This window comes from Pseudomonas tolaasii NCPPB 2192 (assembly GCF_002813445.1).
Classification (GTDB): domain Bacteria; phylum Pseudomonadota; class Gammaproteobacteria; order Pseudomonadales; family Pseudomonadaceae; genus Aquipseudomonas; species Aquipseudomonas tolaasii.
Map to the genome: position 1 here is coordinate 1,690,772 of NZ_PHHD01000001.1, position 14,312 is coordinate 1,705,083.

13 protein-coding genes are annotated in these 14,312 nt (G+C 61.6%); 8 read left to right on the forward strand and 5 right to left on the reverse strand.

Annotated features, from left to right (window positions below; genetic code table 11):
* Positions 1-55: 55 nt before the first annotated feature.
* Entirely contained in the window at positions 56-1,057 is a 1,002-nt protein-coding gene (locus ATI14_RS07770) for a sensor domain-containing diguanylate cyclase (protein ID WP_016971752.1), read from the reverse strand.
* Positions 1,058-1,361: 304 nt separating this feature from the next.
* On the reverse strand, positions 1,362-2,546 hold the full coding sequence (gene desA, locus ATI14_RS07775; protein ID WP_016969042.1) for a delta-9 fatty acid desaturase DesA: 1,185 nt from the start codon (positions 2,544-2,546) through the stop codon (positions 1,362-1,364).
* Positions 2,547-2,712: 166 nt separating this feature from the next.
* Here desA and dibA point away from each other — a divergent pair, with 166 nt between their 5' ends.
* The 6 genes from dibA to ATI14_RS07805 all read left to right on the forward strand — a co-directional run bounded on the left by dibA (position 2,713) and on the right by ATI14_RS07805 (position 9,011).
* Positions 2,713-4,626, forward strand: a complete 1,914-nt coding sequence (dibA, locus tag ATI14_RS07780; protein ID WP_080520575.1) for a phosphodiesterase DibA — start codon at positions 2,713-2,715, stop codon at positions 4,624-4,626.
* 233 nt (positions 4,627-4,859) lie between these two features.
* On the forward strand, positions 4,860-5,042 hold the full coding sequence (oscA, locus tag ATI14_RS07785) for a sulfur starvation response protein OscA (RefSeq protein ID WP_010565387.1): 183 nt from the start codon (positions 4,860-4,862) through the stop codon (positions 5,040-5,042).
* Positions 5,043-5,117: 75 nt separating this feature from the next.
* The gene (locus tag ATI14_RS07790; RefSeq protein ID WP_016969038.1) at positions 5,118-6,128 is read left to right on the forward strand and encodes a sulfate ABC transporter substrate-binding protein; all 1,011 of its coding nucleotides are present in this window, start codon (positions 5,118-5,120) and stop codon (positions 6,126-6,128) included.
* A gap of 194 nt (positions 6,129-6,322) precedes the next feature.
* The gene (gene cysT / locus ATI14_RS07795; RefSeq protein WP_016969037.1) at positions 6,323-7,141 is read left to right on the forward strand and encodes a sulfate ABC transporter permease subunit CysT; all 819 of its coding nucleotides are present in this window, start codon (positions 6,323-6,325) and stop codon (positions 7,139-7,141) included.
* Positions 7,142-7,154: 13 nt separating this feature from the next.
* Entirely contained in the window at positions 7,155-8,027 is an 873-nt protein-coding gene (cysW, locus tag ATI14_RS07800; RefSeq protein ID WP_016969036.1) for a sulfate ABC transporter permease subunit CysW, read from the forward strand.
* A gap of 3 nt (positions 8,028-8,030) precedes the next feature.
* The gene (locus ATI14_RS07805) at positions 8,031-9,011 is read left to right on the forward strand and encodes a sulfate/molybdate ABC transporter ATP-binding protein (protein WP_016969035.1); all 981 of its coding nucleotides are present in this window, start codon (positions 8,031-8,033) and stop codon (positions 9,009-9,011) included.
* 122 nt (positions 9,012-9,133) lie between these two features.
* Here the strand turns inward: ATI14_RS07805 and ATI14_RS07815 are convergent, their stop codons facing one another.
* Positions 9,134-9,661: an Mpo1 family 2-hydroxy fatty acid dioxygenase gene (locus ATI14_RS07815; RefSeq protein ID WP_016969034.1), complete on the reverse strand. Its 528-nt coding sequence runs from the start codon at positions 9,659-9,661 to the stop codon at positions 9,134-9,136.
* 83 nt (positions 9,662-9,744) lie between these two features.
* Between ATI14_RS07815 and ATI14_RS07820 the strand changes: the two genes are divergently transcribed.
* The gene (locus ATI14_RS07820; protein WP_016969033.1) at positions 9,745-10,431 is read left to right on the forward strand and encodes a Crp/Fnr family transcriptional regulator; all 687 of its coding nucleotides are present in this window, start codon (positions 9,745-9,747) and stop codon (positions 10,429-10,431) included.
* A 102-nt stretch (positions 10,432-10,533) separates the two neighbouring features.
* Here ATI14_RS07820 and ATI14_RS07825 read toward each other — a convergent pair whose 3' ends face one another.
* Positions 10,534-11,538 (reverse strand): AraC family transcriptional regulator, encoded by a 1,005-nt coding sequence (locus tag ATI14_RS07825; protein WP_080520574.1) that lies wholly within the window; start codon positions 11,536-11,538, stop codon positions 10,534-10,536.
* Positions 11,539-11,639: 101 nt separating this feature from the next.
* Between ATI14_RS07825 and ATI14_RS07830 the strand changes: the two genes are divergently transcribed.
* Positions 11,640-12,719: a fatty acid desaturase gene (locus ATI14_RS07830; RefSeq protein WP_016969031.1), complete on the forward strand. Its 1,080-nt coding sequence runs from the start codon at positions 11,640-11,642 to the stop codon at positions 12,717-12,719.
* Here the strand turns inward: ATI14_RS07830 and ATI14_RS07835 are convergent.
* On the reverse strand, positions 12,691-14,301 hold the full coding sequence (locus ATI14_RS07835) for an arylsulfatase (RefSeq protein WP_016969030.1): 1,611 nt from the start codon (positions 14,299-14,301) through the stop codon (positions 12,691-12,693). The genes ATI14_RS07830 and ATI14_RS07835 overlap by 29 nt on opposite strands.
* Positions 14,302-14,312: the final 11 nt, after the last annotated feature.

Genomic DNA, 14,312 nt, shown 5'->3' on the forward strand with positions numbered 1-14,312 from the left:
CTGTGGGAGCTGGCTCCCACACAAGCCAGCTCCCGCAGTGTTGGGGTGGTTGATTTCAGTCTGCGATCACCCGGTTTTTGCCCAGGCGCTTGGCCTCGTACATGGCCGCATCGGCCCGTGCAAACAGGCTGTCCAGGGTCGAATCCTGCTCGCGCAGACTGGCCAGGCCCTGGCTGACGGTCACGGTAAAATCCCGGCCTTCGTAGCTGAATTTCAGCGCCTGGATTTCCTTGCCCAGCCGTTCGGCCACCTGCAGCGCCATTTCCGGTGCGCAGCCGGGCAGCACCGCCGCAAACTCTTCGCCACCAATGCGCCCGAACAGGTCGCCACGGCGCAATACACTTCGCCCGCTCTCGGCGATACGCCGCAACACCTGATCGCCTTCCAGATGGCCGTAGGAGTCGTTGACGTCCTTGAAGTCATCAATGTCCAGCAACAGAAACGCCAGCGGCGCGCCCTGGGCGCAGGCGCTGTCGAAGGCCTGGTTGGCGCACTCGAAAAAATGCCGTCGGTTGCTGCTTTGGGTCAGCACGTCGGTGGTGGCCAGGCGGTGCAGCTCCAGCTCCATTTGCTTCTTTTCGGTGATGTCTTCGGCCATACCGACCACGATCAACGGTTCGCCGGGTTCAGCTTGCTGGTTGATGTAGCACTTGTCGCTCAGCCAGCGGATTTGCCCGTCGGCGGTGATGATGCGGTACTCGCGGTCCTCCACCGCGCCGTCTTCCAGCACGCGGGCCAGGCTGTGTTCGGCGTAGTCGAGGTCTTCAGGGTGAATACTGTTGCGCCATTCCCGGTGGTCGGCCAGCAGTAAAACCGCCGAACGGCCGAACACCCGCTCATAGGCCGGGCTCACATACAGCACGCGCCGCGTCTCCCAATCAATGGCCCACAGCACGGCGTTCACGCTGACCAGCAGGGAACTCAACAGTTGTTCGCGTTCACTCAGTCGCTCGACTTCACCCTGGGCATGCACCAGCGCCAGCAGGGTCGCCGCTGCGGCCGGGCGGGAAGGCTCGGCCGTGGGCGTGTCGGGTGGAAAGGGGTTTTCGAGAACCATCGGTACAACTCTCTCTGGGCGCGCCGCAGGATGGAGCCGCGATCACTACAAGGGGGCCACCATGATGGCGAAGTGTTCATTGAGAGAGGGGAATTGCGGTGAAGTTCCGTGATACGGCTGACTAAGAAATGACGTCAGAAACCGGTGGCAAGCCAAATCCGGTGCTCAGCCCAACGCTCTTCACTTAAAGGCGAACGCTGTCACTGTGGCGAGCGAGCTTGCTCGCGCTGGACTGCGCAGCAGTCCCGATTTGGGGCCGCTTCGCAGCCCAGCGCGAGCAAGCTCGCTCGCCACAGTAGGATGGTCAGACTGCCGCAGGACGCAGCGAGTAGGTCTTCAACTGGTGGGCAAAATCACGCAGTGACTGGATGCCGCTGGCCTCGGCTTCATGGACCCATTCCTTGATCGCGGCGAGCATGTCGTGGCCGTTGGAGCTGGTCTTTAGCCAGATCTGCTGCAAGGCCAGGCGCTTCTCGTAGATCACCGTCAGGGCATGGCTGTGTTCCAGCATGCTCTGGATGCGCACGTGGTGGCGGTCATCCAGCAGGCTGGTTTCACGGGACAGCAGGCGCTTGGCACGGTGAAACTGGTGACGCACCGAATGATCGACCTTTTCCAGCTCCTGCTTGACCAGCGGGCCGATCACCAATTTGCGGTACTGGGCCATGATCTGGAAGCGGTTGTTGAGGATCGCCATGGCGGTGTCCATGTCCAGATGGCCCTTGCCCTCCACGCGATGCGCGATAGGCGCCACGCGCTGTACCTTGGCCAGGCGCAGGAAGCTGAATACCTTGATCCACGCCCAACCGAGGTCGAACTCCCACTTTTTCACCGACAGTTTGGCCGAGTTGGGATAGGTGTGGTGGTTGTTGTGCAGTTCTTCGCCGCCAACAATGATGCCCCACGGCACCAGGTTGGTCGCCGCATCACGGCATTCGAAGTTGCGATAGCCCACCGCATGGCCCAGACCGTTGATCACGCCGGCGGCCCAGAACGGAATCCACATCATCTGGATCGCCCAGATGGTGATGCCGATAGTGCCGAACAGCAGCAGGTCGATGACCGCCATGATCGCCACGCCCAGCAGCGGGTAGGGCGTATAGATTTTGCGTTCGATCCAGTCGTCCGGGCAGTTTTTGCCGTAGATGCGCAGGGTCTCGGGGTTTTCGGCCTCGGCGCGGTACAGCTCGGCGCCTTTGCGCATCACGGTAGACAGGCCTTTGATGACCGGGCTGTGCGGGTCGTCGACGGTTTCGCACTTGGCGTGGTGTTTGCGGTGGATGGCGGTCCACTCGCGAGTGTTCTGCGCTGTGGTCAGCCACAGCCAGAAGCGGAAGAAGTGTTTCAAGCCACCATTGAGCTCCAGGGAGCGATGGGCTGAATAACGGTGCAGATAGACGGTGACACCAACAATGGTCACGTGGGTCATCAACAGCGTGACTGCCACCAGTTGCCAGGCTGACAGGTCAAGAAAACCGTTGTACCACATAGGCTGTATGGCCCTCAGATAAAGAAAAAAACAGCTCACGCATTATCACTAAGCTCACAGATAAAACCAGCCACCCTTTCAGATAGGAGTGACTGGATGTTTCTTATTCTATAATCCGCAGCCTTTGTGGGGCGATTATGTTTTTTGGGTAAGGATTACTGACTCTATGCTGTTTTCATACCGAGGTGCCCTGCGTGTGGGGCTGGTATACCTGCTGGTTTCCATCGCCTGGTTCCAGCTCAGCAACCCTCTATTAATCAACTTTCTCGATGACCCGAAGGCGTTAGAGCGCTGGCTGCAGGTGCGCGGCTACGTGTGGATCGCCCTCAGCACCGTGGCGATCTACCTGATTTGCCTGCGTTTTGCCCATACCCACCGGCAACTGCAGCCCCTCAAGGCCAATCGCGAGCGCCTGCAACAGGCTGCCGCCGTGTTCGACTGCACCCGCGAAGGTGTGCTGGTCACCGACGCCCGAGGCCTGATCGTGCACGTCAACCGGGCGTTCATGGCAATCACGGGCTACAGCCGCGAAGACGTCATGGGCGAGCGGCCGAACCTGTTCAAATCCGGTCGCCATTCGTCGAATTTCTATCAACAGATGTTCCAGACCCTGGAGCGCACCGGGGAATGGAGCGGTGAAATCTGGAACCGGCGCAAAAGCGGCGAGATTTACCCACAGTGGCAAACCATCCGTGTCATTCGTGATGACCAGGGCGCTGTCAGCCATTACGTGGCGGTGTTTTCCGACATCAGCGCCATCAAGGATTCCGAGCACGAACTGGCGCACCTCGCCCACCACGACCCGCTGACCGATTTGCCCAACCGCCTGCTGTTTACCGACCGTGCCGAGCAGGCGCTGGCGTCGGCCCAGGTGCATAAACGCGGCTGCGCGTTGCTGTTACTGGACCTGGACCACTTCAAAATCATCAACGACAGCCTTGGCCACAATGTCGGCGACCAGTTGCTCAAGGCCGTGGGCGAGCGCCTCAAAAGCCTGTTCGGCCCCGGGGTCACCCTGGCGCGCCTGGGCGGCGACGAGTTCGCGGTGCTGGCGGAAAGTTGTCCACAGGTGGTGCAGGCCGCCGCCCTGGCCCAGCGCATGCTCGATGCGATGAAGCAGCCGTTCATCTTTGACGGCCACCAGCTGTTTATCAGCGCCAGCATCGGCATCAGCCTGTTTCCCAGTGATGCCTTGAGCGCCGAGCAATTGCTGCGCAACGCCGATTCTGCGCTGTTCAAGGCCAAAAGCGCTGGCCGTGAGGGCTACGCGCTGTACACCGAAGAACTGACCGCCCACGCCCAGCATCGCGTGGAAATCGCCAGCGAGCTGCGCCGCGCCCTCGATCAGCACGAGCTGCGCGTCTATTACCAGCCGGTGCACAACCTGCAAGACAGCCGCCTGATCGGCTTCGAAGCGCTGGTGCGCTGGCAGCACCCGGAGCGTGGGCTGGTGCCGCCGGGGGAATTTATCCCCATCGCCGAGCGCACCGGGTTGATCGCGGAGATTGACGCCTGGGTCATGGACCAGGCCTGTCGCCAGATGTGCCAGTGGCTGGCCGGCGGTGTGACGTTGAGTTTTATCGCGGTGAATGTGTCCAGCCGACTGTTTGCCCGGCGTGAGCTGTACGAGCAGGTTGCCCAGGTGTTGCACGTCACGGGCCTGGATCCGGCGTTTCTGGAGCTGGAAGTCACCGAAAGCGCCGTGATGGACGACCCCGAGGTCGCGCTTGAGCAGTTGCACCGCCTGCGCGAACTGGGCCTGCGCCTGGCCATCGACGACTTCGGCACCGGCTATTCCTCGTTGCTGCGCCTTAAGCGTTTGCCGGTGCAGAAACTCAAGATCGACCAGGGCTTTGTTGCCGGGTTGCCATGGGATGAAGACGACGCGGCGATTGTGCGCGTGGTGATCGCCCTGGCGAAAAGCATGGGCATGCAGGTGCACGCCGAGGGGATTGAGCAGATGGAGCAAGCGCGGTTTCTGCTGGAGCAGGAGTGCGACATGGGGCAGGGGTATTGGTTTGGGCGGCCGGTGCCGGCGAGTGAAATCGATTGGAACCGAGCCCCCCCAATCCAGAATTGAAATGTGGCCAAAAATGTGGGAGCCAGCTCCCACAATTGGATCTTCTCAAGGCGTTATTTCGGTGCTCGGGCACAAAATCCGCGCGCAACCCCACGCCCCGTCAGAAAATTCTTTCTGGTTATATAAACATTCTTAAATAGTATTTTTAAGAATATCCGCGCTTATCTACTATCGCCCTCACGCCGCAAGCAGTGCCGCCACTGCGAGGCACTATTCATTTCAGGAGCGAGACCATGAGCGCATCTCTACGTAGCGTCGACGGCCAGGACGAAGCAGCCATTTTGCGTGAGATCCAGAGCGCGTTGCGCGATCTGCGGTTTGGCGCGGTGGAAATCACGGTGCATAACGCCCAAGTGGTACAGATTGAACGCAAGGAAAAATTCCGTTTGCAGAACCCGGGCAACAAACCGGCTTAAGCAACCACGGCGATTCGCATGCTAGACCCGCAACTATAAGAAAAAGCCAACACCCCAGAATTTCAGGAGCCTTCTATGTCGTCGATTCGCCGTTACGCCCTGGCCGCACTGGCCAGTGCCGTGTTTGCCGGTTCTGCCGTTGCCAAGGACTACGAGTTGCTCAACGTCTCGTATGACCCTACCCGTGAGCTGTACCAGGATTACAACGCTGAATTCACCAACTTCTGGAAACAGTCCCACCCCGGTGACAACGTCAAGATCCAGCAATCCCACGGCGGCTCGGGCAAGCAAGGCCGTGCGGTGATCGACGGTCTGCGCGCCGACGTGGTCACCCTGGCCCTGGCCGGTGATATCGACGAAATCGCCAAATTGGGCAAGACCCTGCCGGAAAACTGGCAAACCCGTCTGCCGGACGCCAGCACCCCGTACACCTCGACCATCGTGTTCCTGGTGCGCAAGGGCAACCCCAAAGGCATCAAGGACTGGGGCGACCTGATCAAGAAGGACGTTTCGGTGATCACCCCCAACCCGAAAACCTCCGGCGGTGCGCGCTGGAACTTCCTTGCCGCCTGGGCCTACGGCCTGAAAGCCGGCGGCAGCGAAGCCAAGGCCCAGGAATACGTGAAAGAGCTGTTCAAGCACGTACCGGTGCTGGATACCGGCGCGCGCGGTTCGACCATCACCTTCGTCAACAACGGTCAGGGTGACGTGTTGCTGGCTTGGGAAAACGAAGCGTTCCTGGCGTTGAAGGAAGACGGCGGCGCCGACAAGTTCGACATCGTCGTGCCTTCCCTGTCGATCCTCGCCGAGCCACCGGTTGCCGTGGTCGACAAGAATGCCGAGAAAAAGGGCAACACCGAAATCGCCACTGAATACCTGAAACACCTGTACAGCCCGGCTGGCCAGGAGATTGCGGCGAAGAACTTCTACCGCCCACGCGATGAAAAAGTCGCCGCCAAATACGCCCAGCAGTTCCCGAAACTGGACCTGGTGACTATCGACAAAGACTTCGGCGGCTGGAAAACTGCCCAACCGAAATTCTTTAACGACGGCGGCGTGTTCGACCAGATTTACACCGCGCAGTAAACCAAAATACCTGTAGGCGCCTGATTCTCTTTGGGAGCTGAGCTTGTGTGGGAGCTGGCTTGCCTGCGATAGCATCACCCCGGTGTGACTGACATACCGAGGTGTCTGCATCGCAGGCAAGCCAGCTCCCACATAAGGCCGGCTCCCACAGCGCGCGTGTGCCTTCAGTGGTTTTCCCCTAACCAAGGACTCTTATGTCGCGTCGTATCTCCCCCGTCATACCCGGCTTCGGGCTGACGCTGGGCTACACCGTGGTGTACCTCAGCCTGATCGTACTCATCCCCCTGGCGGCGATGTTTGTACACGCCGCTCAACTTACCTGGGATCAGTTCTGGAACATCATCTCTGCACCTCGCGTGCTGGCGGCGTTGAAACTGAGCTTCGGCACCGCCCTGTACGCCGCCATCATCAACGGCGTGATCGGCACACTGTTGGCCTGGGTGCTGGTGCGCTACACCTTCCCCGGCCGCAAGATCATCGATGCGATGATTGACCTGCCGTTCGCCCTGCCTACTGCCGTGGCCGGTATCGCGCTCACCGCGCTGTACACCCCGACCGGGCTGGTGGGCCAGTTTGCCACCGACCTGGGCTTCAAAATTGCCTACACCCCGCTGGGCATCACGCTGGCGCTGACCTTCGTGACGCTGCCGTTCGTGGTGCGCACGGTGCAGCCGGTACTCGCCGACATCCCGCGGGAAATCGAAGAAGCCGCCGCCTGCCTGGGCGCCAAGCCGTTGCAGGTGTTCCGCTACATCCTCGTGCCCGCCTTGCTGCCTGCCTGGCTGACCGGCTTCGCGCTGGCCTTCGCGCGCGGTGTGGGTGAATACGGTTCGGTGATTTTCATCGCCGGCAACATGCCGATGAAAACCGAGATCCTGCCGCTGCTGATCATGGTCAAGCTCGACCAATACGACTACCACGGCGCCACGTCCATCGGCGTGCTGATGCTGGTGGTTTCCTTTGTTTTGCTGCTGCTGATCAACTTGCTGCAGCGTCGCATCGAACACCCATAAGGAGGCGCGGAGCATGTCCCAATCGTCTATTTCCGCCGCGTCCTCGGCCAACGCTGCCCGCCGTGGCAGCGCGGTGTCGCGCCGCATCCTGATCAGCCTCGGCTGGCTGGTGTTCGCCCTGTTCCTGCTGCTGCCGCTGTTTATCGTGGTGTCCCAGGGCTTGAAGAACGGCCTCGGCGCGTTCTTCACCGCGATCCTCGAACCCGACGCGCTGTCGGCGCTGAAACTCACGGTCATCGCCGTGGTGATTTCGGTGCCCCTCAACGTGGTGTTCGGCGTCAGCGCCGCGTGGTGCGTGAGCAAATACTCGTTCCGTGGCAAGAGCATCCTGGTCACGCTGATCGACCTGCCGTTCTCGGTGTCGCCAGTGATCGCGGGTTTGGTCTACGTGCTGATGTTCGGCGCCCAGGGCTTCTTCGGGCCCTGGCTTGCCGACCATGACATCCAGATCGTGTTCGCCTTGCCCGGCATCGTGCTGGCGACCATCTTCGTCACCGTGCCCTTCGTGGCCCGTGAACTGATCCCGCTGATGCAGGAACAGGGCACCCAGGAAGAAGAGGCCGCGCGCCTGCTCGGCGCCAATGGCTGGCAGATGTTCTGGCATGTGACCGTGCCGAACATCAAATGGGGTCTGATCTACGGCGTGGTGCTGTGTACCGCGCGGGCCATGGGTGAGTTCGGCGCGGTGTCGGTGGTGTCCGGCCACATTCGCGGCGTGACCAATACCCTGCCGCTGCACGTCGAGATTCTCTACAACGAATACAACCACGTTGCCGCGTTTGCGGTGGCCAGCCTGTTGCTGATCCTGGCGCTCTTCATCCTGCTGCTCAAGCAGTGGAGCGAGAACCGTATCAACCGCCTGCGCAAAAGCGCCGGTGAGGAATAAGTCATGTCGATTGAAGTCCGTAATGTCAGCAAGAATTTCAACGCCTTCAAGGCCCTGAACAGCATCAATCTGGACATCCAGAGTGGCGAGCTGGTGGCGTTGCTGGGCCCGTCCGGCTGCGGCAAGACCACCTTGCTGCGCATCATCGCAGGTCTTGAAACCCCGGATGCCGGCAGCATTGTGTTCCACGGTGAAGACGTGTCCGGCCACGACGTGCGGGATCGCAACGTCGGGTTTGTGTTCCAGCACTACGCGCTGTTCCGCCACATGACGGTGTTCGATAACGTCGCCTTCGGCCTGCGCATGAAGCCGAAAAACCAGCGCCCGACCGAAAGCCAGATCGCCAGCAAAGTGCACGAGCTGCTGAACATGGTGCAGCTGGACTGGCTGTCGGATCGCTACCCGGAACAACTCTCCGGCGGCCAGCGCCAGCGTATCGCCCTGGCCCGTGCCCTGGCGGTGGAGCCGAAAGTGCTGTTGCTCGACGAACCGTTTGGCGCCCTAGACGCCAAGGTACGTAAAGAATTGCGCCGCTGGCTGGCGCGCCTGCACGAAGACATCAACCTGACTTCCGTGTTCGTGACCCACGACCAGGAAGAGGCCATGGAAGTCGCCGACCGTATCGTGGTGATGAACAAGGGCGTGATCGAGCAGATCGGCTCACCGGGTGAAGTCTACGAAAACCCTGCCAGCGATTTTGTGTACCACTTCCTCGGCGACTCCAACCGCCTGCATTTGGGTGAAGACAAGCACGTGCTGTTCCGCCCCCATGAAGTGTCGTTGTCGCGCCACGAGCTGGAAGACCACCACGCCGCTGAAGTGCGCGACATCCGCCCCTTGGGCGCGACCACCCGCGTGACGCTGAAAGTGGAAGGGCAGAGCGAGCTGATCGAAGCCGAAGTGGTGAAAGACCACGACAGCCTGACCGGTTTGGCCCGTGGCGAAACCTTGTTCTTCAAACCCAAGGTCTGGCAAAAAGCCTGAGCACACCGCAATACCTCTGTGTGAGCCAGGCTTGTGTGGGAGCTGGCTTGCCTGCGATGGCATCACTGTGGTGTGACTGACATACCGAGGTGTTTGCATCGCAGGCAAGCCAGCTCCCACATTTAGATGTTGCCTGGCTTTAGGTCGCGGCGTTCTACAGGCCCCGACCGCTGCTCGATCTGCTGCTTCAAATCCCCGCGCAACCCCAGCAGAAACGCCAGTTCCGCCACCACGAACAACGGCCCGACGATCAGCCCCGACACGTCATCCACAAAGGCGGGCTTGCGGCCTTCGTAGTAGTGCCCGACAAACTGAATCACCCAGCCCACCACAAACATCCCGACCCCGCTGCCGAGCCACACCGGTGTGCTTTGTGCGGCCAAGGCATGCCCGGCCCATACCGACAGGCCCATCAGCACCGTCATCAGCACACCGAGCGCCACTTCCAGGCGCAGGTAAAACCACGCGGCAAACAGCGCGACAATCACCGCCGGAGAGATCCACAACCCGCCCACTGCCCATTCGGGACGCGACAGCAGCACGGCCACAGCCACGACAATCAGCGGGATGCCGATAAAATGGCTGGCGATATTGCGCGGGTCGCGGTGGTAGGCGGCGTATTGGCTGAGGTGGTCGACGAGGCTTTTCATTGTTGTTCCTCCTGTAGGATGTTTGATCATGCCCTGTCAGCCTTTGCCTGACTGTCAGCTGGGCGACAATCTTCGGAGTGCTCATGGACACAGAGAAATGGCGTTCGCGACTGGCCACCGGTCACTGGTTCAGCCACCTGCCCGAGCCTTTTCAGCATAGCCTGCTGGCCCAGGCCCGGCTGCGGCAGCTCGCGGCGGGGCAATACCTGTTCAAGCGCGGCGACCCGCCTTGCGGTTTGTATGCGGTGCTCGACGGTACCCTGCGCATCAGCGCGGTGAACGAGCAGGGCAAAGAGGCCATTCTGAGCCTGGTGGAATTACCCTACTGGTTCGGCGAAATCTGCCTGTTCGACGGCTTGCCACGTACCCACGACGCCTGCGCCGTCGGGCCGTGCACACTGCTGCAGGTGCCGCAGCAGGCGCTGCTGAAGATTCTCGATGAAACCCCGCAATACTGGCGCAACCTGGCGCTGTTGATGAGCCAGAAACTGCGCCTGAGTTTTATCGGCCTGGAACAGCTCAGCCTGATGCCCGCTCCAGTGCGCCTGGCCCACCGCTTGTTGATGATCGTTGAAGGCTATGGCGACATCGAACATGCCCGCCGTGTGCTGCAACTGCCCCAGGAAGACCTGGCGGCGATGCTCAGCCTGTCGCGCCAGACCACCAACGCGTTGCTCAAAGACCTGCAGGCGCAGGGCGTGGTGCGTTTGGGTTATGGCGAAATTGAAGTGCTGGATGTGCAGCGCCTTCGGGAGGTGGCGCACACCTGAGTGGGCCTCATCGCGGGCAAGCCCGCTCCCACAGGGGCACGCATTCCAACTGTGGGAGCTGGCTTGCATGCGATGAGCCCCTGAAAATCACCAAAAATCTCCCTACTGCAACCCATCCCGAAACTGCCCCGGCGTCAGCCCCGTCCAGCGCTTGAACGCGCGGTTGAAACTGCTGGTATCGGCAAACCCCAATAAATGACTGATCTCTGCCAGGGAGCATTGCGGGTCCCGCAAGTGCAGCAGCGCCAGGTTTTCCCGGCATTCATTGAGCAGCGCATCAAACCGGCAGCCTTCATCCGCCAGATGGCGCTGCAAGCTGCGCAGGCTCAGGTGCAACGCCTGGGCAACCCGTTCGGCGCTCGGCTCGCCATCCGGCAATTGCGCTTCGATCACCCGGCGCACCTTGCGCTCCCAGGTCAGCGGTTGCAGCTGGGCGAGGGTGCGCTTGAGCACGGTTTCATTGTGCTCGGCGAGCTCCGGGTTGGCGTCGTCCAGATGGCTGTCGAAATCCTGGGCGGCGAACTCAAGGCGGTCCTCTTCGGCGCCAAAAAAAACCGGCGCGCGAAATACCGTGTGCCACGGCTTGGGATCTGTCGGCTCCGGTCTGCGCAGGTGCACCGCCAGCGGCGCGTATTCCCGGCCCAGCCGGTTGCGGCAGGTGCGCACGTAGATCGCCGCAAACGCATCGATGGCTTCGAATGCCGGGGCCGGGCTGCCAGGCGGTTGCAGCAAGCGAAACCGATAGCGCTCGCCTTCGCAGCTAAGCTCCAGGGTCAGGGCGTCGCTGACCACCCGGTGGTAACGCACGATGCGCTCGAACACCTCGCGCAAGCTGCCGCTGGCCACCAGCGCGTAACCCAGCGCATGGAAGGTGGTGGGGCTGACAAACCGCGACACGCGCAAGCCAATGGCCGGGTCGCCGCTGGCCTGCACCGCCAGTTGCCACAGGCGCGTGGTCGCCGACAGCGGGTAGCGCGCGCTGGGGTCGTCCATCTGCTGCGGGTCGAGCCCGGCTTGCAGGCACAGCGCGGTGCTGTCGAGGCCCAGGGCATCGAGCTGTTTGCGCAGGGCGCGGGTCCAGCTGGCAAGGGACGTGGGTTCGGTCATGACGATTGGCGCTTGCGGTCAACAGGTTGGCGCCCGGGGCTAGCGTCCTGCGCGATCGCATGGGGCAGGATGGGCGCATCGATAAGTCAGAGGATGGAAGCATGGACGGTACTTCTGCAAGTCCCCAACAGATGAACGCACAACAGCGTTCGGCAAAAATCCGTGAAGTGGTACTCGCCGAAGGCGTGCGCCTGCGCCAGCGGCACCCCTGGCTGCTGCACCAGGACGCGCTGGGCGCGGGCATCCTGGCGTTTGCGCTGCTGGGCATGCTCGGCTCGGCCGCGCTCTACATCACCGGCCACATGGCCTGGTGGGTGTGCCTGCTGCTCAACGCGTTCTTTGCCTCGCTGACCCACGAGCTGGAACACGACCTGATTCACAGCATGTATTTTCGCAAGCAGCGCGTGCCCCATAACCTGATGATGGGCCTGGTGTGGCTGGCGCGGCCCAGTACCATCAACCCGTGGATTCGCCGCCACCTGCACCTTAACCACCACAAGGTCTCCGGCACCGAGACCGACATGGAAGAGCGTGCCATCACCAATGGCGAGCCCTGGGGTTTTGCGCGGCTGCTGATGGTGGGGGATAACGTGATGTCGGCGTTTATCCGCATGCTGCGCGCCAAAACCTGGAGCCACAAACTCAAGATCCTCAAGCGCTCGCTGTTGGTGTACGCACCCCTGGCGTTACTGCACTGGGGCGCGTGGTATGTGTTTCTGGGCTTTCACGCCGCGAACGGCATCGCCAGCCTGCTGGGTGCGCCCATCGCCTGGTCGGCCAGCACCTTGGAAGTGATGCAGGTCATCGACATCGCCGCCGTGGTGATCATCGGCCCCAATGTGCTGCGCACCTTTTGCCTGCACTTTGTCAGCTCCAACATGCATTACTACGGCGATGTGGAACCGGGCAACGTGATCCAGCAAACCCAGGTGCTCAACCCGTGGTGGATGTGGCCGTTGCAGGCGTTTTGCTTCAACTTCGGCAGCACCCACGGCATCCATCATTTTGTAGTGAAAGAGCCGTTCTATATCCGCCAGATGACCGCCAGGGTGGCGCACAAGGTGATGGCCGAAATGGGTGTTCGCTTCAATGATTTCGGGACGTTTGCGCGGGCCAACCGCCGCGAGCCGCAGGCCCGCGCAACCGCCGGGCTTAATCCGGCTGAAACGGCGATGCGCTGAGGATCACGCCGGTTTCCTCCACATATTGCTGCCAGTGGCCGATCAGGGTGGCGAGCTTGTCCGGGTGGCTCACGGCCAGGTCATGGATCTCGCCGGGGTCCTGGCCCAGGTCATACAGCTGCCAGGTCGCCGGGCCGACGGGGCCGGGGATGTACACGGCTTTCCACTGGCCCTGGCGAATGGCGCGGCGGCCGAACAGCTCCCAGCCGGTAACGGTGTGTTCGTCATGCACCTGCGCGGTTTCCCCGGATAGAAAGCCCAGCCACGACTTGCCACGCAACGGCGCCACCGGCTTGCCCCGCCATTGCTTGCCGGGATGGCGCACACCGGCCAGGTCCAGCAGGGTCGGCGTGATGTCCATCACCGTGCCAAACCCATGGCTGACGCGGCCCTTGAGCGGCAGCTGCGGGTAGTGCACCAGGGCCGGCACGCGAATGCCGCCTTCGGTGGTAAACGCCTTGAACAGCCGCGACGGCGCGGTCGCCACCTGAGCCCACGACGGGCCGTACCATACGTAGGAATTGGCGCGGCCGATGTTCTCCAGGCGGTTGTCGTAGTGCTGGTTAAGGTAGGTCAGCAGTTCAGGGCCGAATTTGGGGAACGCCTCCAGCAACGCGCCTTCGGCACCGTTATCGGACATGAACACGATAAAGGTGTTGTCCAGTTGCCCCTGCTGGCGCAGGTACTCCACCACCCGGCCAATGTTCCAGTCCATGCGCTCGACCATCGCCGCATACACTTCCATGGCCCGCGCCGAGACCTGGCGTTGTTCGTCGGTAAGGGCCGCCCATTGGGTGTTCAACTCGATCAGCGGGTGAGGTTCCACGTCGGCATCGATCAGCCCCAATGCCTTGAGTTTTGCCAGACGCTCCAGGCGCAGCACTTCGGGGCCGGCGTCGTAGCGGCCACGGTATTTGTCGACGATTTCGACGGGCGCCTGCAGCGGCCAGTGCGGCGCGGAAAACGGCAGATAGGCGAAGAAAGGCCGCGCCTGATCGCGCTCCTTGAGGTACTGCAGCAGCTTGTCGCCAAAGGCATCGGAGGAATAGAAACCTTCGGGCAGTTGCTCGACGAATGTGTCGTCTTCGATGTACAGCGCGGGCGTGGACTTGAGCAGGCCAGGCGTGGTGTCGTCGTAGGTTGGTTCGAAACCATAATGGTTGGCCGCGCCGGGCAACAGCGAGAACGAACGCTCGAAACCCCGTGCGTGGGGCGCCAGCTCGGCGGTCAGGCCCAGGTGCCACTTGCCGCTCATCAAGGTCTGGTAACCGGCTTCGCGCAGCAACTCCGGCAGGGCCACGACGCTGTCGTTGAGGTAACCCTCGTAACCGGGTTTGCCGATCAACTCCGGCGTGAGCGCTTCAGCCATGGTGCCGATACCGGCGATATGGTGGTCGGTGCCGGTCAGCAGCATCGAACGGGTAGGCGAGCAAGTGGGCGCGGTGTGGAAGTCAGTCAGGCGCAAGCCGTTGAGCGCCAGGGCGTCGAGGTGCGGCGTGGAGATTTCCCCACCAAACGCACCGAGGTCGGAGAAGCCCATGTCATCGGCCAGAATCACCAGGAAATTGGGACGTTGCGGCATCAAGATGTTCC